25 protein-coding genes are annotated in these 21,978 nt (G+C 41.9%); 17 read left to right on the top strand and 8 right to left on the bottom strand.

What is annotated here, in order from left to right; translation table 11 throughout:
• Positions 1-3: 3 nt before the first annotated feature.
• The 5 genes from murD to SNE_RS08835 all read left to right on the top strand — a co-directional run bounded on the left by murD (position 4) and on the right by SNE_RS08835 (position 5,381).
• Positions 4-1,179: a UDP-N-acetylmuramoyl-L-alanine--D-glutamate ligase gene (gene murD / locus SNE_RS08855; protein WP_013944071.1), complete on the top strand. Its 1,176-nt coding sequence runs from the start codon at positions 4-6 to the stop codon at positions 1,177-1,179.
• Positions 1,176-1,850: a LysM peptidoglycan-binding domain-containing protein gene (locus SNE_RS08850; protein WP_013944070.1), complete on the top strand. Its 675-nt coding sequence runs from the start codon at positions 1,176-1,178 to the stop codon at positions 1,848-1,850. The genes murD and SNE_RS08850 overlap by 4 nt, the downstream gene beginning before the upstream one ends.
• Positions 1,847-2,986: an FtsW/RodA/SpoVE family cell cycle protein gene (locus SNE_RS08845; protein WP_013944069.1), complete on the top strand. Its 1,140-nt coding sequence runs from the start codon at positions 1,847-1,849 to the stop codon at positions 2,984-2,986. The genes SNE_RS08850 and SNE_RS08845 overlap by 4 nt, the downstream gene beginning before the upstream one ends.
• On the top strand, positions 2,953-4,071 hold the full coding sequence (gene murG, locus SNE_RS08840) for an undecaprenyldiphospho-muramoylpentapeptide beta-N-acetylglucosaminyltransferase (RefSeq protein WP_013944068.1): 1,119 nt from the start codon (positions 2,953-2,955) through the stop codon (positions 4,069-4,071). Before SNE_RS08845 ends, murG begins: the two co-directional genes overlap by 34 nt.
• A 77-nt stretch (positions 4,072-4,148) precedes the next feature.
• Positions 4,149-5,381 carry an MFS transporter gene (locus SNE_RS08835; protein ID WP_013944067.1) on the top strand — a complete coding sequence of 411 codons (1,233 nt, stop codon included), beginning with the start codon at positions 4,149-4,151 and terminating at the stop codon, positions 5,379-5,381.
• Between the two features lie 1,144 nt (positions 5,382-6,525).
• Here SNE_RS08835 and SNE_RS08825 read toward each other — a convergent pair.
• Both SNE_RS08825 and SNE_RS08820 read right to left on the bottom strand, forming a co-directional pair.
• Positions 6,526-7,284, bottom strand: coding sequence for an alpha/beta fold hydrolase (locus SNE_RS08825; protein ID WP_013944065.1), 759 nt, complete (start codon positions 7,282-7,284; stop codon positions 6,526-6,528).
• A gap of 115 nt (positions 7,285-7,399) precedes the next feature.
• Complete coding sequence (locus tag SNE_RS08820; protein ID WP_013944064.1) at positions 7,400-8,413, bottom strand: linear amide C-N hydrolase; 1,014 nt, start codon at positions 8,411-8,413, stop codon at positions 7,400-7,402.
• Between the two features lie 75 nt (positions 8,414-8,488).
• Between SNE_RS08820 and murC the strand changes: the two genes are divergently transcribed.
• From murC to cutA, 3 genes are read left to right on the top strand one after another with little or no spacing between them, the layout of a single operon-like run.
• A complete protein-coding gene (gene murC, locus SNE_RS08815) occupies positions 8,489-9,775 on the top strand; it encodes a UDP-N-acetylmuramate--L-alanine ligase (RefSeq protein ID WP_013944063.1) in 1,287 nt (428 codons plus the stop codon).
• Entirely contained in the window at positions 9,772-10,527 is a 756-nt protein-coding gene (locus SNE_RS08810; protein WP_013944062.1) for a cell division protein FtsQ/DivIB, read from the top strand. Before murC ends, SNE_RS08810 begins: the two co-directional genes overlap by 4 nt.
• Positions 10,520-10,861 carry a divalent-cation tolerance protein CutA gene (gene cutA / locus SNE_RS08805; RefSeq protein WP_013944061.1) on the top strand — a complete coding sequence of 114 codons (342 nt, stop codon included), beginning with the start codon at positions 10,520-10,522 and terminating at the stop codon, positions 10,859-10,861. The genes SNE_RS08810 and cutA overlap by 8 nt, the downstream gene beginning before the upstream one ends.
• Here cutA and SNE_RS08800 read toward each other — a convergent pair.
• Entirely contained in the window at positions 10,830-11,378 is a 549-nt protein-coding gene (locus tag SNE_RS08800) for a hypothetical protein (RefSeq protein WP_013944060.1), read from the bottom strand. The two genes, cutA and SNE_RS08800, sit on opposite strands and share 32 nt — an antisense overlap.
• 275 nt (positions 11,379-11,653) lie before the next feature.
• Between SNE_RS08800 and SNE_RS08795 the strand changes: the two genes are divergently transcribed.
• From SNE_RS08795 to miaA, 3 genes are all read left to right on the top strand, one after another.
• Positions 11,654-11,884 carry a KH domain-containing protein gene (locus tag SNE_RS08795; protein ID WP_013944059.1) on the top strand — a complete coding sequence of 77 codons (231 nt, stop codon included), beginning with the start codon at positions 11,654-11,656 and terminating at the stop codon, positions 11,882-11,884.
• Between the two features lie 93 nt (positions 11,885-11,977).
• Positions 11,978-12,322 (top strand): STAS domain-containing protein, encoded by a 345-nt coding sequence (locus tag SNE_RS08790; RefSeq protein WP_013944058.1) that lies wholly within the window; start codon positions 11,978-11,980, stop codon positions 12,320-12,322.
• Positions 12,323-12,343: 21 nt separating this feature from the next.
• Positions 12,344-13,354, top strand: a complete 1,011-nt coding sequence (gene miaA / locus SNE_RS08785) for a tRNA (adenosine(37)-N6)-dimethylallyltransferase MiaA (protein ID WP_013944057.1) — start codon at positions 12,344-12,346, stop codon at positions 13,352-13,354.
• Here miaA and SNE_RS08780 read toward each other — a convergent pair.
• Both SNE_RS08780 and SNE_RS08775 read right to left on the bottom strand, forming a co-directional pair.
• Positions 13,323-14,231, bottom strand: a complete 909-nt coding sequence (locus SNE_RS08780; RefSeq protein ID WP_148258997.1) for a hypothetical protein — start codon at positions 14,229-14,231, stop codon at positions 13,323-13,325. The two genes, miaA and SNE_RS08780, sit on opposite strands and share 32 nt — an antisense overlap.
• Positions 14,228-15,094, bottom strand: coding sequence for a hypothetical protein (locus SNE_RS08775; RefSeq protein ID WP_013944055.1), 867 nt, complete (start codon positions 15,092-15,094; stop codon positions 14,228-14,230). The genes SNE_RS08780 and SNE_RS08775 overlap by 4 nt, the downstream gene beginning before the upstream one ends.
• A gap of 135 nt (positions 15,095-15,229) precedes the next feature.
• On the opposite strand from SNE_RS08775, the gene SNE_RS08770 reads away from it, so the two are divergent.
• From SNE_RS08770 to SNE_RS08745, 6 genes are read left to right on the top strand one after another with little or no spacing between them, the layout of a single operon-like run.
• Entirely contained in the window at positions 15,230-16,792 is a 1,563-nt protein-coding gene (locus tag SNE_RS08770; protein WP_013944054.1) for a hypothetical protein, read from the top strand.
• On the top strand, positions 16,789-17,433 hold the full coding sequence (locus tag SNE_RS08765; protein ID WP_158307235.1) for an HAD family hydrolase: 645 nt from the start codon (positions 16,789-16,791) through the stop codon (positions 17,431-17,433). The genes SNE_RS08770 and SNE_RS08765 overlap by 4 nt, the downstream gene beginning before the upstream one ends.
• A complete protein-coding gene (gene nadD, locus SNE_RS08760) occupies positions 17,418-18,035 on the top strand; it encodes a nicotinate (nicotinamide) nucleotide adenylyltransferase (RefSeq protein ID WP_013944052.1) in 618 nt (205 codons plus the stop codon). The genes SNE_RS08765 and nadD overlap by 16 nt, the downstream gene beginning before the upstream one ends.
• A 29-nt stretch (positions 18,036-18,064) precedes the next feature.
• The gene (rsfS, locus tag SNE_RS08755) at positions 18,065-18,445 is read left to right on the top strand and encodes a ribosome silencing factor (protein WP_013944051.1); all 381 of its coding nucleotides are present in this window, start codon (positions 18,065-18,067) and stop codon (positions 18,443-18,445) included.
• A gap of 8 nt (positions 18,446-18,453) precedes the next feature.
• Positions 18,454-19,710, top strand: coding sequence for a beta-ketoacyl-ACP synthase II (fabF, locus tag SNE_RS08750; RefSeq protein ID WP_013944050.1), 1,257 nt, complete (start codon positions 18,454-18,456; stop codon positions 19,708-19,710).
• On the top strand, positions 19,707-20,129 hold the full coding sequence (locus SNE_RS08745) for a bis(5'-nucleosyl)-tetraphosphatase (RefSeq protein ID WP_013944049.1): 423 nt from the start codon (positions 19,707-19,709) through the stop codon (positions 20,127-20,129). Before fabF ends, SNE_RS08745 begins: the two co-directional genes overlap by 4 nt.
• Here the strand turns inward: SNE_RS08745 and SNE_RS08740 are convergent.
• From SNE_RS08740 to SNE_RS13215, 3 genes are all read right to left on the bottom strand, one after another.
• Positions 20,101-20,607: a GNAT family N-acetyltransferase gene (locus SNE_RS08740; RefSeq protein ID WP_013944048.1), complete on the bottom strand. Its 507-nt coding sequence runs from the start codon at positions 20,605-20,607 to the stop codon at positions 20,101-20,103. The two genes, SNE_RS08745 and SNE_RS08740, sit on opposite strands and share 29 nt — an antisense overlap.
• Before the next feature lie 599 nt (positions 20,608-21,206).
• Positions 21,207-21,509, bottom strand: a complete 303-nt coding sequence (locus tag SNE_RS08735; RefSeq protein WP_041418987.1) for a hypothetical protein — start codon at positions 21,507-21,509, stop codon at positions 21,207-21,209.
• 81 nt (positions 21,510-21,590) lie between these two features.
• A complete protein-coding gene (locus tag SNE_RS13215) occupies positions 21,591-21,758 on the bottom strand; it encodes a hypothetical protein (protein WP_013944045.1) in 168 nt (55 codons plus the stop codon).
• Positions 21,759-21,978 lie beyond the last annotated feature (220 nt).

The following is a 21,978-nucleotide window of genomic DNA, read 5'->3' as shown; positions in this document are numbered from 1 at the left end:
GATATGAAACGAGCACTTGTTATAGGATATGGGATCAGCGGGAAAGGGGCAGAAAAGCTTCTCCTCAAACTCGGCTATGAGGTGGCCATTGCAGAGCAAACAGTTGAAGTGCCAGCTGGTGACTTTGAATTCGCAGTTTTATCACCAGGAATTCCTCAAAGCCATCCCATTCCGACAGCTATGAAAGCAAGAAACGTTCCTGTCATTGGGGAGGCAGAGCTTGCCTTTCGTCATCTTAAGGGACCTGCTATTGGAATCACAGGAACTAATGGGAAGACGACACTGACAAATTTTCTAGCCCATGCTCTAGGAGGCAAAGCACTTGGGAATGTCGGTGAAAGTTTAGCAGCCTATGCAGCATCGGATCAGAGCGAAAATTTACTTGTGGTTGAACTCAGTTCGTACCAACTAGAAACCCTGCAAACACAACTTCTCGATGCAGCAATCCTCACGAATATTACGCCAGATCACATGGATCGTTATCCCTCATTTGAAGCTTACGCCAAGGCCAAATGGCGCATTATCGATTGCTTGAAAGAAAGAGGTGTTTGTTTTATCCCAAAAAAGTTAGATGATGGGCGGTTTTCCCAGGTGGAATCGATTGATGCGGATTCTTATTTACAACTATCGTTGAAGGAGGGATACTGGGCCAAACTAGACCAAGAAACTTTGGCGCTTGCATTTGCGGTTTGTCAGAAGTTTAACTTAAGCAAAGAAGCATTTTTTCAGGCCTTAGAGACTTTTGAAAAACCTCCACATCGCCTAGAATATGTCTGTGAATGGAATGGGGTGACATTTATCAACGACAGTAAAGGAACTAACCCTGCTGCGACTCTTTATGCAGTAGAGCGCATTCCAGGGTCAATCCTTCTGATAGTTGGAGGGGACAGTAAAGGACTCTCTTTTGAGTCTTGGAAAGAGGGGCTTGGAAAAAAAGTAAAAGCCATTTTGACAATTGGAAAGGCTGGCTTGATGTTGCAAGAAATATTAACACCTTATTACGAAATCCATCAGATGGGAACTCTTGAAGAGGCCACACATCATGCTAGTCAGATAGCCCAAGTTGGCGATACAGTTTTGCTCTCTCCCGGTTGCGCAAGTTTTGATCAATTCAAAAATTATGCGCATCGAGGGGAAGTATTTAAGAATTCGATTCAGCAGTTGAGGAGAGGCATATGAACCGAAGAGATATGATTATTGTCGCAGCACTGATCAATGCTGGGCTCCTTGTTGTGCTCTTTGTCAGTGCAGTCAAACCAAGTCAGCGTGAAGAAAAAAGTTCTGTTGCAGTCGCTTTCGAACAAGTCGCAGCAATTGAAACAGCTGTTACAAAACCGGCAAAGACATCCTCTAGTGGGGATCAAATTGATCAAGTGATCAGCGAATATAGTGCAAAAGTTGTCGAAAAAGAAAGCGCCGAAACAAAGTCGCTTCCTCTTCCTATTTTAACTCCTGAACCTAAAGCCGTCGCTCAAGCAGAAGCTCCTAAGGCTCCTTTGAAAGCAACTGCAGAAGACTTTCGCACTGTCACTGTTGAAAAAGGGGATGTTTTAGAACGGATTGCCCGTAACAATGGAGTTTCAGTTGAAGAGATTATGAAGCTCAATGGTCTTTCTTCTTCTCGACTTCAAATTGGTCAGGTTTTGAAACTTCCTGCGAAGTCACAAAAAAATGTCGTGAAGAAAATAACTCCAGCAGAAGGGAAGTTCTACATTGTTAAAGGGGGAGACAATCCCTGGACAATTGCTCAAAAAAATGGGATGCAAGTAGACGAACTACTTGAACTCAACAACATGGATGATGCGAAAGCCAAACGTTTGAGACCAGGTGATAAGTTAAGAATCAAGTGAACAAAAGTAGCTTTTTTCTCTTAGGGTGTATCACCCTCCTTTTTTCGATCGGACTGCTCATGGTTTTTGGGACCACTTCAGCAGAGGTGCTCGATCGCAACCTTCAGGTGAACACTCACCATGCTGCCATGAAACAGATCATTTACGCTTGCTTTAGCATTGCTTTAGCCATGCTTGTTTGGTTTTATGGCTACCAAAAAATTCTGAAGTGGACACCAGTTCTTTTTTATCTCTTACTCGCCTGTTTAATTGCCGTTTTCATCCCTGGAATCGGACAACAAATCAATGGAGCCTATAGGTGGATTGCCTTAGGCCCTTTTTCATTTCAGCCGTCTGAGCTCATGAAACTCATGATGCCACTCATGTTCATTCACCTCTTTTTCAAAAAAGAAGAGAAAATGTCATGGAAAACTTTTTACAAGATCATTGCCCTTTTTTGTGTGCCTCTCTTCCTCATTTTGATCGAACCCGATAATGGGACTGTGGCGATATTACTCATGACAATGATGGCGCTTTTTTTTCTCTGCCGAATCCGGTGGCTCTATTGGCTTCTTCCAGTTCTTGTTTTAGGCTCTCTTGGCATCTTTTGTGCGCTTCAAATGACCCACGTCCAACACCGTCTTCGAGTTTACATGAACCCCGAACTTGACTTACTGGGGAAGGGACACCAACCTTATCAAGCCAAGATTGCAGCCGGTTCAGGAGGGATAACGGGAAAGGGAGTCGGAGAAAGTGTGCAAAAGCTCAACTATCTGCCAACAGCTCGCAGTGATTACATTGCCGCCATCTATGCCGAAGAGTTTGGGTTTCTTGGAATTTTGTTTTTAGTATTACTTTATATGGTCATTGCCTATAGTGGTTTCCGCAATGCTTCTCTTGCGGGAGAAAAGCAGGGTTATATCATCGCGGCGATCATGACTTTTTTAGTGTCGCTGCAAGCCTTTTTGAATTTAGGTGTCGTTTCCGGCCTACTTCCCAGTAAGGGAACAAATTTACCGTTTTTTAGCCAAGGAGGATCCTCTCTTATTGCCAATACGATAGCTCTGACATTGATTGTCAATGTCGCAAGAAAACCGAAGCGAGAGATGGAGAAACAGTTATCATGCAAAAAGGTCGTCAGCTACACAAAATTGTAATTGCAGCAGGGGGAACCGGAGGTCATCTTTTCCCAGCTCAAGCTCTTGCTCTTGACCTAATTCAACGAGAGCCCGAGCTAGAAGCTGTGTTTATGAGTCCTGGCCTGAAAAATAATCCTTATTTTCAAAAAGGCCATTTTCCCTACCGTGAGATTGCTAGCGCAACTCCCTATAAAAAAGACCCTATTAAACTACTCAAAGCCTTTTGGCATCTCATTAAAGGAACCCTTCAATCCCTCCATCACCTAGGTAAAATCAAGCCTCAAGTTGTTATTGGATTTGGAAGTTTTCATTCTTTTCCCATTTTACTTGCCGCCAAACTTCGCCGCGTTCCGATCATTCTCTTTGAATCCAACGCCGTTCCAGGAAAAGTCAACCGCCTATGTTCCCGTTGGGCAAAGTTCACAGCCATCCATTTCAAACGTGCTGCAAAATATCTCAAAGGAAAAACCATCTGTGTTCGGATGCCTCTTCTGAAAAAAAATCACGGAATCACTCCAGAAAAAGCGCGCGAATACTATCAGCTCGACAAAGACAAACTCACCTTTCTTATTTTTGGTGGGTCTCAAGGTGCTCAAGCCATCAACCGTTTCTTTTGTGCCTCTCTTGAAAAACTTCTCGCGAAAAACTTTAACTTTCAAGTTGTGCACATTGTTGGAAATCCCGAGCGTGCTGAAAAGCTTCGCGAGGTTTACTCTAAATACAACATTCCAGCCTCTGTCAAACCCTTTGAAGATAAGATGGATTTTGCTTGGTCTGCAGCTGACCTGAGTATCTCTCGCGCTGGGGCGGCAACTCTTGCCGAACAAATTGAGTTTACCATTCCAGGAATTCTCATTCCCTATCCCCATGCGACAGAAAACCATCAAGGGAAGAATGCTTCATTTGTTGCCGAAGAAATCAAAGGTGGGGTAAAGCTGCCCGAAGGAGAGCTCAGCTCAGATCGCCTTGTATCAATTATCGAAGACCTTCTTGAGAGCCAAAGAGAAAAACTCAATTCGATGAAAAAGTCTCTTCAGGACTTCAAAGAAGCAGAAAACAAAGAAGACTTTTGTTCAGTGATTTTTGATTTTGTAAACAAATAATCATAAAAATTGTAATTTTTGAAGTAGTTTGAGTATAGAGTGACAAATAAATACTAACTTATTCTATGAGTCAATCAATGTTAAAACGTCTTTTTCCTCTTTATTTTGTCATTTTTCTCGGTTTTTTTGGCTATAGCTTGATGATCACGATCTTCACACCCATGCTACTTCATGGAAGTGGGTCTGTTTTGCCTCACCACTTTCCAGAGTCGCTTCGAACGATCCTTTTGGGAGTTGCCCTTTCTGTTTACCCATTGGGGCAATTCTTAGGAGCTCCAGTGTTTGGGGCTTTATCAGACCACTTCGGAAGAAAGCGTTTGCTTGTTATTTCTCTTTCTGCTGCGACCATTTTTTATGCACTCGTTTCGTTTTCCCTCCACTTTGGAAACATTTTCTGGGTCATTTTTTTCACTTTTTTTGCAGGGCTGTCTGAAGCAAATATTGCCATTGCGCAAGGAGCTATAGCAGATCTTACCCATGAAAAAAATAGGGGACGTTTTTTTGGATATATTTATACGAGTGTGAGCTTTGCCTTTATCATGGGACCCTTATTTGGAGGAAAACTTGCTAATCGAGAGTTAGTCTCCTGGTTTTCCTATTCAACTCCCTTTTTTACGACAACACTTCTTCTTTTGATGAATTTGATCTGGACAATGCTTGCATTTAAAGAGACACACGATAAGGATTATTCGACTGAGAAAATTCGCTATTTTGCAGCTTTTACAAATATCTTTTCGATCTTTAGTTCGAAAAATATTCGGATTTATTATTTTTCCAACTTTTTGGTTTATCTCTCGATTTTTGGTTTTTTCCGCTGTTATCCTATGTATTTGACCTCAGAGTTTGGAATGGGAGTCAATGAACTTTCTCACTTTATTGCTTGGGTTGCAGTTCCGATTGTTTTGTCCAATTTATGGCTAACAGGTTTTCTTTCTCGTTACATCACTCCGAGGAAAGCAATGATCATTTCAGCATTGTTCATGGCTGTTTTTATGATTGTTATTGTGATTCCGCCTGAAAAAAATGCGCTTTGGGTCACTTTGTTTCTCACTTCAACAGCTTTAGCTTTTTGTTTGCCATCGTGTGCGACACTTCTCTCGACAGCAGTCGATAAGAGAATTCAAGGAAAAGTGATGGGGAATAACCAATCGATGCAAGTTGCTGCTGAATCTATTTCGGCCATCCTGAGTGGTTTTATCGCAACTGCTATTATCAAACTTCCCCTTATTTTATGGGGTATTGTCGCAGTTTTTGCCGCGCTGACAGTCATTTTTTTCATCAATGAAAAGCAGCCCTCCAGCAATATTTAGCTCTACATTTAGCAGCCTGAACTCTGGGTTTATTTCACTCATTCTCAGAGATTTTTCTCTTTATTCTCAGTCTTCTTGCCTCGAAAAAGATCGTTTGGCCCTTCCCTTCGGCTAAAACACCGAGAATTTAAGAGAACTCTCCCTCCTGAGACTAAGCAAAATAAACCTAGAGTACAGGTTAGTAGTATTTTAAGGTTTAGAGATTAACGGTCTGATTTTGCATAATGATACGCAATTGCATTTTTATGTTTTTTGGAGGAAAAATGATTGAAAGTATTTATTGTTCTTTAGGAATAGCTAGCTTAACTTACAACTTTCGAAATAGGCCATCTCAATATTGCGCGTCTTCTTCTCAGTATAAAGAGATGAGCCCTCAAGACCGCAAAGAGGAAATGATCAAAGTCATCGAGAAAATACGCGATTTAATGACATGGATGTTCATAAAAACGGTATTTGTTGGCCTTCCCATTTTAGTCAAAGACGTCGAGACCAAAAGGTTTTTAATGATGACTATAGCTTTAACATCTGAGATAGGGCGAGAATCTCATTATGGTCATATTACCCAATTCCTACTGCTTGTACTTAGCACTGCTGGATGTTTTTTGCTACACTCGGTCCTAGTGTTAAAATTTCCTGTTGTGATTTCTTGTTTTTATAACGCAGTTATTGTTCACATTTTTTCTTCTATTATTTTCCCGGTGATAGATTTATATATGTGTTCTTGGCGATATTATAAGGTTGATACGATGGAGAGAATAGAACCTTATCAACGTGATAATAGAACTCTTCGCAGATCTCGCACGGCACGTTAAATTGTTGAAGGTATATTAGATAGGTTGCATGAAGCTTGAAACGATTTCTATTTTAATCTCATTAATAGAAGTGTTCGACTTCATGCTTTAGTTTTAATATTTTGATAATTTGTTCGTTATATTTTAATTCGTTGATTTGATATAATATTGCGCAATTTATTATGGGTTTTTGGAGGAAAAAATGACTCAAAATCTCTATTATTGCGCAGCAACAGCTATTAGCTTAGCGTACATCTATTACTGCTCCGTGCCCTGCTTCGCAAGCCCACTTTGGGGCTTCCTGCATCGGTCATCTTAAACTTTTCTCCTAGTAAGTCCTCTTTCACGAAATATTATTTGACGACACCATCTAAGAAGTCGGTAATCATAGCAGAAACGAGATTGGGTTTTTCTAAAAGCGAATAATGCCCACAGCGTGGGATCATCCCTAGAGAGGCTTGAGAAAGCTGGCGTTTAAGATCTAAGGCTCCTTGAAGAGGTGCTGTGTCCCGGTCGCCAAGAATGATAAGAGTCGGACAGGAGATCCCTTTGTAGAAAGAAGGAGGTTGTTCATTCCCATAGTCATGAGCAACGGAGGTGAGGGCTAAAGCAAACGCCTGAGGATCACAACTCATTATCGAATCTGTTACCCGCTTTTTAAGGGTTTCATTGTCAAAAGGTGGAATCATTACTTTTGCTGGATCCATTCCCATTTTTTCTATTCGCTCGGCGAACCGAGCGAGCTTTTCTTGTGCTGCAGGGTTGGCTCCCCAAGAAGTGATATTGAGAGTGATCAACCCGATTGTTGTTTTAGGAAAGAGATAAGCGAAAAAAGTCGCGACTCGCGCTCCCATGGAATGCCCTAGAAGAACCACATGCTCTAAGTTAAGAGAGTCGAGTAGTTGTTTCACATCTCTTGCCCAAAGCTCTGAATTGTAGGGTGGAACTAAAGGCTTTTCAGACTTCCCAAATCCGCGAAGGTCAACGCGGAGAATTTGATAGTTTTTTTGTAAACGCTGCGAGAGAAAGTCAAAGTCAGCTAAAGATCCACCAAGTCCGTGTAAACACACGAATGTGAGAGAACCATTTCCTTCTAGCTTGTAATGAATCATCTTATTTAACTGAGTTCTAGGTTTCTTTTACTTAATCTGCAGGGTTATGTCGAAAAGGGCCATTTAATTCTTCTCTTCATCAATAATTCTGAGAATTTGAGAGAACTCTCTCTTGTTATTTAAGAGGGAAAATTCTCCGTTTATTTCCTTCTAACTTGATGGATTTGATATTCAAATCATCGTAGGAGCGGTAGTGCAACTGCAGGTTTTTAAGATCTTTCACAACAACCCACTGCGTGTAGGAAACGTAGCTCCCATCGGCTGATTTAAGTGCTCCAAAAGGAATATCAACCGTGTTGAGAAGGTGAAAGGCTGCATTGACATTTTCACGGGGGGTTGAAGCTTTATGGATGATGTTTTTAAAGGTGACAATTCTAACAAAACGGGAAGGAGACGTCCAATCTCCAGGGATTCCTAGAAGGCCAGACCCCATCCCAAGAGGGTGGATCTCAATATTTTCTAAACGGAGAGGGGTTTCGCTAATTGGTGAGAGATTGAGATAGTTGCTTAAGTTAGTCACTTGCCAGGGAAACTCTGGAGTGTTTGTTAAAGCTCCAACTAGATTATCGAAAACCATCACTTTTCCTTTGAGGTATTCTACAACAATGCTTTTTCCACTTTTGTCGTGAATTGAGAGATGAACTGGGGGGATGTAGGGGATTTTGGGCACTTTGTGAGGCCAAAGTTGGATTTTTTGGATAGCTGCACGAACTTCATCAACAGTTGAAAAGTTTCCTAAGATCCAACTTCCAAGATCTTTTAATGCAATTGAGTTTTGGCTGTCTGCTGGATTCAACTTTGGATACTCTGTCACATCGGGGAACCACAGTAATCCGAACGAAAGTCCCGCTTCATTCATTCCATCTGTCACGATTTCATCAGCAAATGATGTGATGGCAACGTAGCTGTATTGAGTTGTCCAAGACAGACCGGTCTTGTTGTCAAAAACTCGGCTGGTGTATTTTTCTCCAGAGGGAATGAGTAGGATTTGAGGCTCTAAGTTGACCCCAAATTCCATTGAACGTCCCACGACAGCTTCCCCTTGTGCATCTTTAAGTAAAAAATCGGTGCAACTCTGAAGGGGGAGCCAAAGGAGGGTACAAAGTAGTGTCAAAATACTCTTCATCATACCTTTTAGATAAACGACAATTTTTTTTTCGTCCAGCGCTTGCCCAATAGAGGGGAAAATGCCAAACTAAATGGCATGAATACGAAGACCCATTTTTTAGGAATCGGTGGCATTGGGATGAGCGCTTTAGCGCATATTCTTCTTGAAAAAGGAGAAAAAGTGTCAGGATCAGACCAGAGCCAGACTCCTGTGCTACGCGCTTTAGAAGACAAAGGAGCTGTGATAAGCGACGAAATCGACCCACAGTCACAAGTTGTCTTTAGTAGCGCCATCAAAAAGGGACATCCTTTGCTAGAGCAAGCAAAAAAATTAGGGTGTCCTCTCTATCATCGCTCCCAATTTTTGGAGAAGCTGATGGCAGAGCAAACCCCACTGCTCATTTCTGGCACACATGGGAAAACTTCTACATCCGGCCTTCTTACATGGGTTTTTCTGACTGCAGGGCTTTCTCCCTCTTACGCAGTCGGGGGAATCTTAAAAAATACCGAGCAAAATGGGGGATATGGAAAAAGCAAGTGGTTCATTGCAGAAGCTGATGAAAGCGACGGTTCTTTTTTAAACTATAGGGGCGAAGCAGCTATCTTGACCAACTTGGAAGTTGAGCATTTGGACTTTTGGGAAAATGAAGAGAAGCTCATCGAAGGGTTTAGACAGTTCGCTACTCAAGTGAAAACTGTGATATGGTGCAGAGATGATCCTCTTTTGACTTCACTTGATCTGGGGGGGATTTCTTATGGCTTATCAAATAAAGCTGCATGGCAACTTCAATCCGTTTGCCAGGAAGGGATGCAACTATGCTTTGCGATTGCGCATGAAGAGAAGCGGTATGAAAACATCGTGCTCCCTCAAGTAGGGAGGCATCAAGCGTTGAATGCATGCGCCGTTTGGGCCTTAGCAATGACTTATGGCGTTTCGGAAGATGTGCTCAGAAAAGCCTTTCAAACTTTTAAGGGAGTGAAGAGGCGGCTCGAAAAAAAAGGAGAAAGTAAAGGGATTGTTGTTTATGACGACTATGCTCATCACCCAACAGAGGTGAAAGCTCTTTTGACTTCACTGAAACAAGCCATCGGGATGCGCCGCTTAGTTGCCATTTTTCAACCTCATCGTTACACCCGCACGCGAGATTGCATGCAAGAGTTTACAACCGCATTTGAGGCGGCAGATGAGGTACACATTACAGACATCTACTCCGCGGGTGAAACACCTATTGAAGGAATCACGGGTGAGAAACTATCTCAACAAATTTCTGGAAGCATTTATTGGAAAACGTTTCCCACATTTCAAGAAGGAGATGTGGTTGTGACAATCGGCGCTGGGGACATCACATATTTAGGTCCTAAAATCCTGGAGAGTTTGACATGAGACGAGTGCTTTTATTTAGCACGATTGTTTTCATTTCTTTGTGCTTGGCAAGTGGCTCTTATTTTTATCATCTCTATCAGGAAAGAAAAGCGTGCCGAGTTGCCGGCGTTCCCATTCAAATCATTGCTCAAACAGGTCCTGAAAAAGAAGCGCTCAAGACGGCTTACTTAGCTGAACTACTCAACCTTTCTAGTGATGAGTCAAGAGAGGGAATTCAAGAAAGGGTTGCTGAAGAGAAGCTTTTAAAAAGCCCTGTTATCAAAGAAGCCAAAGTTAAACGGATTGCCCCTGGGATTCTATCGATTGATTATAGTATGCGTAAACCTTATGTCTTTTTAGCTGATTATGAAAATCTCGCACTCGATCGGGAAGGACATCCTTTTCCCTTTTCACCTTTTTACACCCCAAAAAACATGCCACGCCTCTATCTGGGACAGCCTCAGGCTCGTTGGTGTGTACCCGTGAAAAATCGAGCGCTAGCCTTTGAAATTCTCGATTATCTCGAAAGAGAAATTGATTTTTTTGAAGTCGAGTCTCTTGATGTGTCAGAGGCAACACACCCCTCATTAGGTCGAAGAGAGGTCGTCTTAGTCCTAAAAACTGAGGCTGGTAAGCACTATCTTCGCCTCACCCCCTTAGGCTATCAACAGGAATTCAAGCGGTATCTTCTCCTTCAACCTCCTGAAGGAGACCAAATCATCGACCTACGTCTTCAAAAATTGGCATTTATCAAGGAAAAAAAACGTGGATAAATACATTCAAATCGAATGGACCTGCTCAAGTCTCGAAGAGGGGAGAAAGATTGCGCGAGAGCTTGTCGAACAAAGGCTTGTCGCTTGCGCCAATATCGTGCCACATATCGAGTCTATCTATCGTTGGGAAGGGAAAATAGAAGCAGACCAAGAAGTTAAGGTCTTGTTTAAGACAGAATCAGTTCATTTTGAAAGAATTAAGTCTTATATCGAAACACATGCAAACTATGACGTTCCTGCGATTTTGGTCTTTTCGATACTTGCTGGAAATACAAGCTATCTCGAGTGGCTTTCTGAAACGGTTACTTCATCAATGTCCAGAGATGATTCTTGAGTTCTCCAATGTCTTTGTCAGAGAGGGGGCTTTCGAGAAATTGCTGGAGCCGGTAAGCGATCGCTTCAGCTTGAATGGTAGGCATATAGGCTTGTACCCGCTTCATCATCTCCTCCATTAAAGTGACAAGCTCATCTGATGGAGATTTATTTTTGAGTCGCATCGCAATCTCAATCTTTAAAGCGTAGTGAATCAGACGGCTTCTAGGGTTAGCTTCTATTAGAAATTCGAGAATACGATTGAGGGCTTGAGGAATCTGATCAAAACGCATTGTTCCCCCATCTAAACTCTCTCTCACAGTCTCAAGCTTTTGCAAAGCTCCTTTTTCTTGCTCGGCTGTGAGTGTTTGACACTGAGTGATTAGCATGATGGTCAAAAGGTCCCGAATTCCATCTGGAGAATCATTGGCATGTCTGACCCATTCGTACCAGGCAAAAAAGCTCGAGACATTCTCAAAAAGCTCTTCCCCAAGGGCTTTGGATTTATTTTCGGGTGTTTTGAATAAGGGATTAAGCATATGAGTTTCCTCCTCCTCATTTTTATTTTAACTCGAATCTAATTAATTAGTGTAGAAAAAATTTTTTCGCAAGATGTTGTTTTTAAATGATTAGCGTTAAAATCTAGCATTAAATAAGTTGCAAAAGATCTTAAGAGAAAATTGAGAAATGATTGATCCAAATAGTCGAGGAATGTTAGAGTACCTGTGTGAGTTTCACGTGCACGATTTTTATATCTATAGATTCATCGAAGTGTGGGAAGCATCATGTAAAAACGATAATGTGAAGGTATGACATGGAAGAATTTGTAAGCTATTTAATTAAGAACTTAGTCGATCGACCCGATGATGTGAAAATCAGCGTATTTGACGGTGAAAAGAGTACAGTAGTGGAGATTGTTGTCGACAATGAAGATGTTGCAAAGTTGGTAGGACGACAAGGGCGGACGATTAAAGCTCTCCGTACCATTGCAATGACAGTTGCTGCGCGTATTGGCCGAAAAGTTCGATTGGAAATTGTTCAATAGTATTAACCACTCACTGAAAAAACGGTGAGTGGTTTACAATATTTATTTTAATAAGTATTCTGTCTATTATAGCATGCTTCGAAAGGAATCAAAATGACAGTCGGGTTAAACGTCAAAATTAATGAAGTTAAGCAAAAGACCATTCTTCGGATTGAAGGAAGACTAGATGCGGCTTCTGCCCCTATTTTAGAGAATAAACTTACAGAACTTATTTCAGCAGGAAAAACTGACCTCATACTCGACTTTGCAAAAGTCGATTATTTAAGTAGTGCTGGAATGCGCCTTCTTCTTTCTACAACGAAAAAGCTAAAAGGTTCTGGAGGGAAGCTCCATTTTTGCTCCATTAGTGAAGAAGTTATGGAGATCATCAAAATGGCAGGTTTTGAGCGTATCTTAAGCATTTACCCAACAGAGCAAGAAGCTATCAATGCTTTTTAGACCCGCTTATGGAGTGAAGCCATGCATGATGGCATCGTTCAACACGAAGCCCCAGATTACCTTCCTTATAGACAACGCAATAGAGATCCTCACTTAAACAAGCGAGTCATTGTCATAGCAGGGCCCACGGCGGCTGGAAAGTCCCGCTTAGCCTTTGAAATGGCAAAATTAATCGATGGGGAAATCATTTCTGCTGATTCTGTTCAAGTTTACAGAGGCATGGACATTGGAACAGCAAAAGTCTCGACTCAAGAAATGTTGCAGATTCCTCACCATCTTATTGACATTTGTGATCTGCACGAAAGCTTCAATGTGATGCAGTTTTATGAGCAGGCAACAACTGCGATGCGGGAAATTTTGAGGCGAGAACGGACTCCCATTGTCGTTGGAGGAACTGGGTTTTACCTTCATTCGCTGATTTATGGTCCTCCTGAAGGGCCGCCTGCTTCCCCCGAAATTCGTGAAAAGCTCGAAGAAGACATGGAAAAGTTTGGGCCTGAAGCGCTATATGAACGGCTGAGACAATATGACTCAGAGTATGCAAACACAATCAATTTTCGTGACAGACACAAAATCATTCGTGCTCTCGAAATCATCGCTCTTACAGGAAAGAAAGTTAGTGATTTTAAAGGACCTCGAGAGGCAAAAGTCACTCAAGAATTTGATTTCCGCTGTTGGTTTCTTTACTTTCCAACAGAGATTCTCTACCCGCGCATTGAAATGCGCTGTGATGAAATGATTGCTCAAGGGTTTATCGAAGAAGTCGAAGGATTGCAAGAGCTGCTTCGACATAACATCACAGCAGCTCAAGCCATTGGATACCGGCAATGCTTGAATTTTCTTGAGACAGAGCGAACTGACAGTGATTGGGAGCGGTTTGTGTGGGAATTTAAAAAAGCTTCACGTCGCTATGCAAAGAGGCAGTTCACTTGGTTTCGAAAAGAACCACTCTTTCGCTGGGTTGACATTGACATCCATGGCTATCAAAAAGTACTTGAGCTTATTCTCCAGGACTATGAGAGCCGATATTAACGATTTCTTCTTTTGCGTAAGGGGCGATTTCAGGGTAGTTTTCCTCAAGCCATGGTAGTAATTTGTTTTGAATGCGACTGAGCTCAAATGTCTGATAGTAGTGAAAATCTTTTTTCGGATCTTTGTGAAATCCTCCAACGTCAATTTCAATTGCTTGGTCATCTAAAAAACCAAAATTTCGAATGAGATGAGGGTCTTTATCGCTATACCCAAGTTCAGCACGCCTCTTTGTAAAAGCAAGCATTTCTCGAAGGGCCTTTTTGGCTTGTGTTGTTTTTCCTTTTTCTCGCAAAGAGAGAAGGTAAACATCGGTTGGAATGGCTCTTTTCTGCAAAACGAATTGGAGAGAGTCAAGATTGAGCTTATGAGCGAGTCCAAGCCGGTCATTGACTTGCAACGTTATGCCTAAATCATCTGTGTGGTTGAGGTGGACAAAGATGACACCAGTATCTCGCTTAAAGAGCTCATAAGAAGCTTTACAGCTGAGAAACGTGTTATTTACTGTGCCTAATTTCTTTTCTTTCCAACGTTTTTTTTTGGCTTCAAGTTTAGCGGGAAGGGGGAGGTATTCATAGATAGGATTGAGTTGCCATCTTTTGTGTTTGAAGAATTTGATCACAAAGCGCTCATCACTGGTGGTAAAGACAAAGCTTTGACTTCCACTCCCTAGATAATGGAAGTCTTGAGATAAAATCTCTAATGCAAGCGTTTTGTCTTCTTCAGAAATAGCAGTATTCCAGTGGGGATGTGAAGGGAGTTTGGAGGTAATACTCTTTGGCGAAAAGCCATCTTTTAAATAGTAAAAAGAGCGTTCCGCTCCAGCAGCGACCATGAGTCCAAGAAAAATAAGCCAAGTCATTCTTGTACGACGTTTCACTTCTTTTCCTCTGCTTTTAAGCGGGCAACCTCTTCATCAAAATAGGTGAGGAATTCGGGGGGAAGATGAGTGTGTATCCACTTTCGAAAATCCTTCAGTTGCATAGATAGGTGAGCTTCATACCCTTTTTTCCATGACCGTTCGAACCGAAGGTGTTCAATGTCAATCCGAACAGGAACATCTTTGATGAACCCAAAATTGCTCGTAAATTGAAGATCTACCATTACAATTCCTTCTCGAGAAAGAAGAAGGGTGAAATCGAGTAAATCGGTAATCGCTTGCTGAGCTTTTTCTCCATGCCCACTTCTCACACAGTACTCGAGGTAATGATTCGTTACTTCAGCTTTTTTCTGGATATAGTAAGCATCTTTGTCGAGATCGAGCATGCGGCTGGTTCCATCCGGATTTTTAAGCAAAACTATTCGATTGAAGGTGTTTGTGGGCATCAAGTGATAGTAAATCATCCCGGTTTCTTGAGGGAGAAGGGCATAGGAGTTCATGCATGCCTGGCACCTTTTTCTCTTCATTTTGAGTTCTTTCTTCAGGGCAGCCAACTGGTTGAAAGGACGAATGATGCGAGATTTCGCAGTGTAGGGCTTTTCAAAAAAGACTTTGATCACAGCTTGTCCATCTTCTGAAGCAAACACTTCGCTGCTAGATCCATTGTCGATAAAGGTAAATGTTTGGCTTAAAAGGGAGTCAATTTCTTGCGCTTTTTGAGGAGTGTATGGGAGACTTAGCAGTTGATTTGAAAACCAGCTACGATAGTAGGCAATATGGCCTAAATCCCAAGCAACGGTTCCCAATAGGAGAATCGCAAGGCCAATTACGGTTTTTTTTAGACTCTTGAAAAGGCATTTCATCTTGAGAAGAGTTTAAAGGGCAGCAGCAGTTTTTTGCAATGTCCGAAACAGCCTTGCAGAAATTGTGTGAAATCTTTACAATTGTCAGTAGCCTGCAATTTCCTTTCATATTTTTTATTTCAGGTAACATTCAACATGGCAACAGAAGAAAAAAAAGAGAAAACTGATTCAGAGAAAAAGTCTGAACCGAAAAATGTTTCAGAACGTTTTGTTGCTCTCAAGCAGGCAATTGATCAGCTCAAAGAAATCGAAGAGAAAATCGCGCAAGCAATTTCATTCATGAAAGAAGCCCTTTCTGAGCCAGGAGGCCCTCGCCTTAAAGATTTTTGGGATGCCAAACATCTCTGTTCCCCTTTCTTTAAAGAACAAATGAATCCGATCAAAAGGAATCACCTCTGGTCGGAATATGCCGAACTCAACCAAGAAGCTCGCCGACTTAAAGAAATCATTGATGAACAAACAGCTTTTTCTATTGAACAAATTGAACTTGCAATTGAAGCTCTTGAAGCTGATTTTGCAAAATACGATCAACTTGTTGAAGAACAGCCTCACCTCGAATTCCCCAAAAACACCCATACGTTTATCAAAAAACAGGAAGAGTATCAGGCACCTCAAAGAGAACTACATTTTCTTAAAACGCTTGTCAGCCGTTTAGATGCCTTGAGAAAAGAAGCCATTGGAACGGATATGCGCATCAGCGTTAAAAACAAATTGCTGAAGCGCCTTTCAAAGCTTGGCGATCAGGTTTTTCCTCGTCGCAAAGAGCTCATTAAAGAAATCAGCGAAAAATTTATCAACGATGTCGACTATTTTGTTTCTCATCGGTTTTCTCAAAAAGAAGGTGAAAAATCGGTTCCACCATTCGTGCTCCGTGATGAGATTAAAAGTCTTCAAGCGCTAGCAAAACTGCTTACCCTTAACACGCAAGCCTTCACCAAAACGCGCAAAATGCTCAGCGAATGTTGGGATCAGATCAAAGAAGTCGAAAAGGATCGAAAAAAAGAATACGAAGAGCGTTCAAAAGAGTTTGAGAAAAATAAAGAAGAATTTGCCCCCAAAATCGAAGAGTTAAGAGCGTTTTGTTCTAATGCTGAGAGCCTCTCTAAAGAGCAAATTCTTGAGAGAATTTCTACTTTGCAAAGCGAAATGCGCACGCTTCCTCTAAGCCGAGAGGATGTCAAAACGATGCGTGCTGAAATCCAGCAAATCCGCAATGAAGCCTTAGATAAGATCCAAGAAAAAGTTGATGCTAAAGAGAAAAAAGATCGTAAGCAAATCGAAGAACTTAAAACAGAGCTGACCACAATACTCGCAAATGAAGCTGCTTTGAATTTAGAGTCTCTTGAGGAAGCTGAGGGACGCTTGCGTGAAGTTTTTCAGAGTTTAAAGCTTGCTGTTGCTGAGAAACAGGTTTTTGAACGGAACTTTTCCGATTTGCGAAGTTTTATTTTAGATAAGAAAGGGGAAAAAGCCGATACTCTAGATGAGCTGGAGAATCTTTTGGAAGAGCGGGAAGAACTCTTAAATCAGGTCAAACAGCAGGTTCAAGACTACCGGAAAGAAATGGGAGGATCAGGTCTTGACTTTGAAAAGGCAATGACCTATCGTGAGCTTTATGATAGTGCCAAGATCCATCTCGATAAGGAAGTCGAAGCCGTGGATCAATTAGAAGAAAAAATTGCAGAAATAGAATCTTGATTTCCGTAAGCGCTTTTGATCTGGATCATACTTTAGTCCACTCTAATTGTAGTCTACTTTTTTACCGTCATTTGATTAAAAAAGGGATCTTCCATCCATTGTCGTTTTTGCGTGCATTGATTTACAAGTCGCAGTACGAGCTTTGTGGCATGCCGCTGCAAGATTTACACAAAAAAGTATTCCGTCGCTTTCTTCAAGGTCAACCCTTGAAGCGCATTGAAGATGAAGTTCAGAACTTTTTAGAAGCTGATTTTTACCGCTATCTCTACATGCCAGCCTATTCCCGTTTACGTCGTGCTCAGCACGAAGGGCATCATACTGTGATCATTTCGAATTCTCCTTCGTTTTTAGTGCGCCCTATTGCCAACTATTTAGAAGTGACCGAGTGGTACAGCTCTGAATATCTCACCGATGAAAAGGGAACCCTCAAAGAGGTGGGATCCATTCTTCTTGGGGATGGAAAGGCCAACTACTTACAAAAAATCATTCGGAAACTCAAAACCAAGAGGGAAAAAGTCACAGCCTATTCAGATAGTATGATCGATCTTCCCTTCCTCTATGCAGCGGGGAGAGCGATTGTTGTGAACCCAAGCGGCAAGATGCGAAAAATTTCCGAGGAAAAACATTGGGAAGTGATTTAAGGATTGGCTTTTTCGGGGGGACTTTCGATCCCATTCACTTGGGACATCTCAACTTGGTGGTTGAACTTAAAGAAAAATGTCGCTTAGACCAAGTTCTTCTTTGCCCTACGCAGCTCTCACCCACAAAACAAGACCGCCCAGCAGTAGCTGAAAATTTCCATCGTCTAGAAATGGTCAAGCTTGCAATCGAAGATATTCCATGGACTGAAGTGACCGAAATTGAAATCGGGCGTCCACCTCCCTCTTATACCGTTGAAACTATCGACCTTCTTAAGAAACGAGAAGGGAAGTGGAAGCATTTCTTTCTCATGATGGCTGAAGACTCAGCCTATGAAATTGGCAGCTGGAAAAAGCCTGAAAAACTCTTGGAAATGGCTCCGCCACTCGTTGGCACACGCCACGGATTTGATCCGAGCCGTTTGGAAATGCTTCCACCAACTATCAAATCAAAATTAGAAGAGGGGTGGATTCAAATTTCTGCTATGGATATCAGCAGCACTCTTCTTCGAGAGAGACTTAAAAGAAGATTATTCTGCGGTCATCTTATTCCCGCAAAAGTCCTAGACTACATATATGTAAATCGATTATATTATACTTCTTAAAACAAAGATTATTTATTTGAAGTTGATTGATGGAATCGGACTCTTCCGAACTGGTCAGAGAACTCGCACTGACTCTCTATAAGAAAAAAGGCACTAATATTATTGCGCTCGATGTTAGAGGGGTCTCAGCCGTTACAGATTTTGTTTTAATTGCCGATGGAAACGTCGAAAGACACGTGATAGCTCTAGCTCATGAGATAGAAGATTTCATGAAAAAGCAAGGGCGCAAATCGGTGCAGGTCGAAGGGATGGGAACAGGCGATTGGATCGTTCTCGACTTTTTTGAGATTATCGTTCACCTATTTATTCCCAAAATGCGGCAAAAATATCAGTTAGAAAGGCTCTGGGCTGATGGAGAAATCATCGATGTCGACTTTGAGGTTTCCACTAGCGCACTTGAAAAGAGGTAAGGCGAAAAATGAAGAAAAGACGTATTGTCGTCACGGGAATGAGCGTAGTGTCCTGCTTCGGACAGGATGTAGACCATTTTTATGATTGTTTACTCCGAGGAAAAAGTGGGGTCCGCCCCATCACCGCCTTTCCTTGCGAAGAATATCCTACCCGCTTTGCAGCCTCAGTTCAAGACTTTGATCCAGGTGATTACATTGATAAAAAGCAAGCCAGACGGGTCGATCCCTTCATTCGCTACACGATGGTTTCTGGTAAGAAGGCTCTAGAATCTGCAAACCTCAAGCAAGAAGATTTAGAGCAGCTTGATAAAGGCCGATGTGGAGTTCTCATTGGCTCCGGAATGGGAGGCATGAGTGTCTTTTTCGAAGGAAATAAGACTCTTTTTGACAAAGGCTTTAGCCGAATCACTCCTTTCTTTGTCCCTTATATCATCACTAATATGGGTGGTGCTCTTCTCGCCATTGACTTAGGCTTTACCGGGCCGAACTACTCGATTTCAACAGCTTGCGCGACTGCTAACTACTGTATAGTTTCTGCTGCTCAACACATCCAACGAGGGGATGCAGACCTCATGTTGTGTGGAGGAACCGAAGCTCCCATTAACCCCATTGGAGTTGCCGGTTTCGTTGTCATCAAAGCTCTTTCGGAGCGTAACGATGACATGGAAGGTGCTTCTCGTCCGTTTGATAAATCCCGCGACGGGTTTGTCATGGGTGAAGGGTCAGGTGTTCTTGTTCTAGAAGAACTTGAGCATGCCAAAAAACGGGGCGCGCCAATTTTGGCCGAATATCTTGGGGGTGCCATTTCTACTGACGCTTACCACATGACTAGTCCTCGTGAAGACGGGTCAGGTGTTGCTGCATGTATCGAGAGCGCGATAGACGATGCTGGGATTGATAAAAACCGTATCAACTATATCAATGCGCATGCCACAGCAACGAAAGCTGGAGATCTTTGCGAAATCCGCGCCATACGTTCGGTTTTAGGCGACCACTGCAAAGACGTGAAACTCAATGCAACGAAATCGATGACAGGGCACTGCTTAGGTGCTGCTGCGGGAATCGAAGCAGTTGCAGTAGTCAAAGCCATTCAAACTTCAAAACTGCACCCAACCATCAACCTCAAAGATCCCGAAGAAGAACTTGGCGATATTGATCCGATTCGCGATCATGCCATTGATTTTAACGTCGATGTAGCCATGTCCAACTCGTTTGGATTTGGGGGGCATAATTCTGTGATCTTGCTAGCACCTTATAAGGAATGAAGAAAGAACTCTGCTATGGGATTGTCCCACTCACTTATCGAGAAAATTACTGGGAAGTCTTCATTCTATTGCACCTAAAAGGAAACTATTGGGGCTTTCCTAAGGGGCATGGTGAAATAGGTGAATCTCCCAAGCAAAGTGCTGAACGAGAGCTCAAAGAAGAAACCTCGATGACTATTATTCGGTACTTGCCTCACTCTTATCTAACCCATTGTTACAAATTCGAGCGAGACGGTGAGCTCATCGACAAACATGTTCAATATTATCTTGCCGAAGTCAATCCCAAGTACTTTGTCGACTCCCCTGAGGTCATCCAAGGAAAGTGGATTGCACTTAAAGATCTTCTCGATCACGTCACATTTGAAGATGAAGGAAAACTCTTCAAACAAGTCATTGAGACTTTAAATAGTCAAGGATAGGCTGTGGCGTTGCAGGATCGGTGAGACACCTCAATTTAGAAACATCTTGTGGAGGTAAAATCATCACCTGGTGATCAATGCCAGCTTCTTCGAAAACAGCACCCACGGTCACCCAACCAAGTTTAAGATAAAACGAAAGGGCGCTCACTTGAGCATGCATTGCCGGCAAGTATGTGGGATACTGGTCTAGGGCTTCTTGCTGCATTGCTTCCATCAGCGCGCTAGCCAGTCCTTTGCCACGAAATTCTGAAAGAGTAGCGATTCGCTCAAATTTCACGAATCCTTTTTTGAGTCGTATGCGGCCTGTTGCAGCTGGAGTGCCATGGTAGAGCGCAAGAAAGTGGGTTGCCTCTTTTTCATAGGCATCGATTTCATGCTCTTCTGGAACATTCATTCCTTCGATGAACACTTTGCGCCGGATACGAAGGCAATTCTCATAATCTTCGGCAGATGAAACTTTACGCACTTCAATAGACATAAAAAAAAGAACTTAATTTTTTGAGTTCCCCCAAAGATACAGACGGGCTCGATTCTTGTCTAAGTGTGAGTTTTTGATCGCGCAAAAAATAAATATAAAAAAATGGCAGAGGATAAAAACGAAAGAGGGAAAAACTTGGACATGCTTTGGAGTGTTTCATGGAAAAAGTCGATTAGTTGAAATGTCCCCACAACTCCAAAAGCAAGCGCTAATAATATACAGAGACACTTGCGGAAAACGGGAGATTTTATAGATTGGTCGATGATTTTTAAACATACAGGTAGAACAGTTTTGTAGGTCAGGAAACAGACCAAAGCAATAAACACAACTGCAGTAACAAGATTCAGGAGAATGGACATCTTCAAACCTCTCTCATTCAGCGTCTATTATGACGAATTGAGGGAGTTTTTTTCTAATAGGGACTCTCCCTTTTATACTCAAACTACTTCAAAATGGATGGTTTGCCCCTTTCCATCATCAAATATACCGAGAATTATGGAGCACTAGGGAAAATAAACTCAGAATTCAGATTAAAAAAAAGAACCCAATCTTTTTGGGTTCTTCGGAGGATACAGACCAATCCGATTATTGCGAGGTATTTAACCCCCTACCATGTAGTCTTTCGCAACATTTGTCGAATGTGTCGACTCTTGATTTGGAGCTTGTTGTGAAATATTGCGTCCAAGAGTTTGTTCTAAAGCTTCCTTAAAAGTCTTGTCTGATTCCCACTTTGGTACGGGCGGATAGTTAACGTCTAAGAGAGCAACAATTTTATCTTTTGTTGCCATACCTTCTGAATTTAATTTTGCGGCACCTGACTTTTCTGATCCGGTGGTACGGTTGGTATAACTTGATCCTTGAGATCTATCTAAAGGATTCATTCTAAAATGCAGGGGTTTCATACCTCACCTCCTATGGTGATATTGCTTACCGAAAAGTTAAGTATCCATCTTTAAAGGATCTCTTTTGGCAAGTCAAATATTTTATTTTTTCTTGAATTGCTCAGCCTTTTTGGTGCGCATTTCAGGTGGTGTGGACTTGTCTTGTTCTTGCGTGTGGATCATATCGCGAAATTTACGTGACACACTCCTTAATATTTCAGGAATGGTCCGTTTGGAATTTGAACTTTCACCATCAACTCTTTTCGACATAAGCATCTCAAAATCTATTAAGCCGTTCTAAATTTTATTATAATTAAAATAAATTAATTTGTCAACATTATAATTATTAATTTAATTTCTCAATTTACTGAAATAAAGCAACTTAAACCTCAATTCGATTAAAAAGGTAAATATTTATTTGAGCCAACCTGTAATAGGTGGGAGTTGAAGGTTTCGGAGGGACCTGCTAGAATTATCTTTTTACACCAAA

Source organism: Simkania negevensis Z, assembly GCF_000237205.1.
Lineage (GTDB): Bacteria > Chlamydiota > Chlamydiia > Chlamydiales > Simkaniaceae > Simkania > Simkania negevensis.
This window is presented reverse-complemented; position numbering and strand designations above follow the sequence as displayed.

Excerpts from the sequence above, each read along its gene's own strand:
- murD (WP_013944071.1), top strand. The coding sequence starts at position 4 with ATGAAACGAGCACTTGTTATAGGATATGGGATCAGCGGGAAAGGGGCA.
- SNE_RS08850 (WP_013944070.1), top strand. The coding sequence starts at position 1,176 with ATGAACCGAAGAGATATGATTATTGTCGCAGCACTGATCAATGCTGGG.
- murG (WP_013944068.1), top strand. The coding sequence starts at position 2,953 with ATGCAAAAAGGTCGTCAGCTACACAAAATTGTAATTGCAGCAGGGGGA.
- SNE_RS08835 (WP_013944067.1), top strand. The coding sequence starts at position 4,149 with ATGTTAAAACGTCTTTTTCCTCTTTATTTTGTCATTTTTCTCGGTTTT.
- SNE_RS08825 (WP_013944065.1), bottom strand. The coding sequence starts at position 7,284 with ATGATTCATTACAAGCTAGAAGGAAATGGTTCTCTCACATTCGTGTGT.
- SNE_RS08820 (WP_013944064.1), bottom strand. The coding sequence starts at position 8,413 with ATGATGAAGAGTATTTTGACACTACTTTGTACCCTCCTTTGGCTCCCC.
- murC (WP_013944063.1), top strand. The coding sequence starts at position 8,489 with ATGAATACGAAGACCCATTTTTTAGGAATCGGTGGCATTGGGATGAGC.
- SNE_RS08810 (WP_013944062.1), top strand. The coding sequence starts at position 9,772 with ATGAGACGAGTGCTTTTATTTAGCACGATTGTTTTCATTTCTTTGTGC.
- SNE_RS08800 (WP_013944060.1), bottom strand. The coding sequence starts at position 11,378 with ATGCTTAATCCCTTATTCAAAACACCCGAAAATAAATCCAAAGCCCTT.
- SNE_RS08795 (WP_013944059.1), top strand. The coding sequence starts at position 11,654 with ATGGAAGAATTTGTAAGCTATTTAATTAAGAACTTAGTCGATCGACCC.
- SNE_RS08790 (WP_013944058.1), top strand. The coding sequence starts at position 11,978 with ATGACAGTCGGGTTAAACGTCAAAATTAATGAAGTTAAGCAAAAGACC.
- miaA (WP_013944057.1), top strand. The coding sequence starts at position 12,344 with ATGCATGATGGCATCGTTCAACACGAAGCCCCAGATTACCTTCCTTAT.
- SNE_RS08775 (WP_013944055.1), bottom strand. The coding sequence starts at position 15,094 with ATGAAATGCCTTTTCAAGAGTCTAAAAAAAACCGTAATTGGCCTTGCG.
- SNE_RS08770 (WP_013944054.1), top strand. The coding sequence starts at position 15,230 with ATGGCAACAGAAGAAAAAAAAGAGAAAACTGATTCAGAGAAAAAGTCT.
- rsfS (WP_013944051.1), top strand. The coding sequence starts at position 18,065 with ATGGAATCGGACTCTTCCGAACTGGTCAGAGAACTCGCACTGACTCTC.
- fabF (WP_013944050.1), top strand. The coding sequence starts at position 18,454 with ATGAAGAAAAGACGTATTGTCGTCACGGGAATGAGCGTAGTGTCCTGC.
- SNE_RS08745 (WP_013944049.1), top strand. The coding sequence starts at position 19,707 with ATGAAGAAAGAACTCTGCTATGGGATTGTCCCACTCACTTATCGAGAA.
- SNE_RS08740 (WP_013944048.1), bottom strand. The coding sequence starts at position 20,607 with ATGTCTATTGAAGTGCGTAAAGTTTCATCTGCCGAAGATTATGAGAAT.
- SNE_RS08735 (WP_041418987.1), bottom strand. The coding sequence starts at position 21,509 with ATGAAACCCCTGCATTTTAGAATGAATCCTTTAGATAGATCTCAAGGA.
- SNE_RS13215 (WP_013944045.1), bottom strand. The coding sequence starts at position 21,758 with ATGTCGAAAAGAGTTGATGGTGAAAGTTCAAATTCCAAACGGACCATT.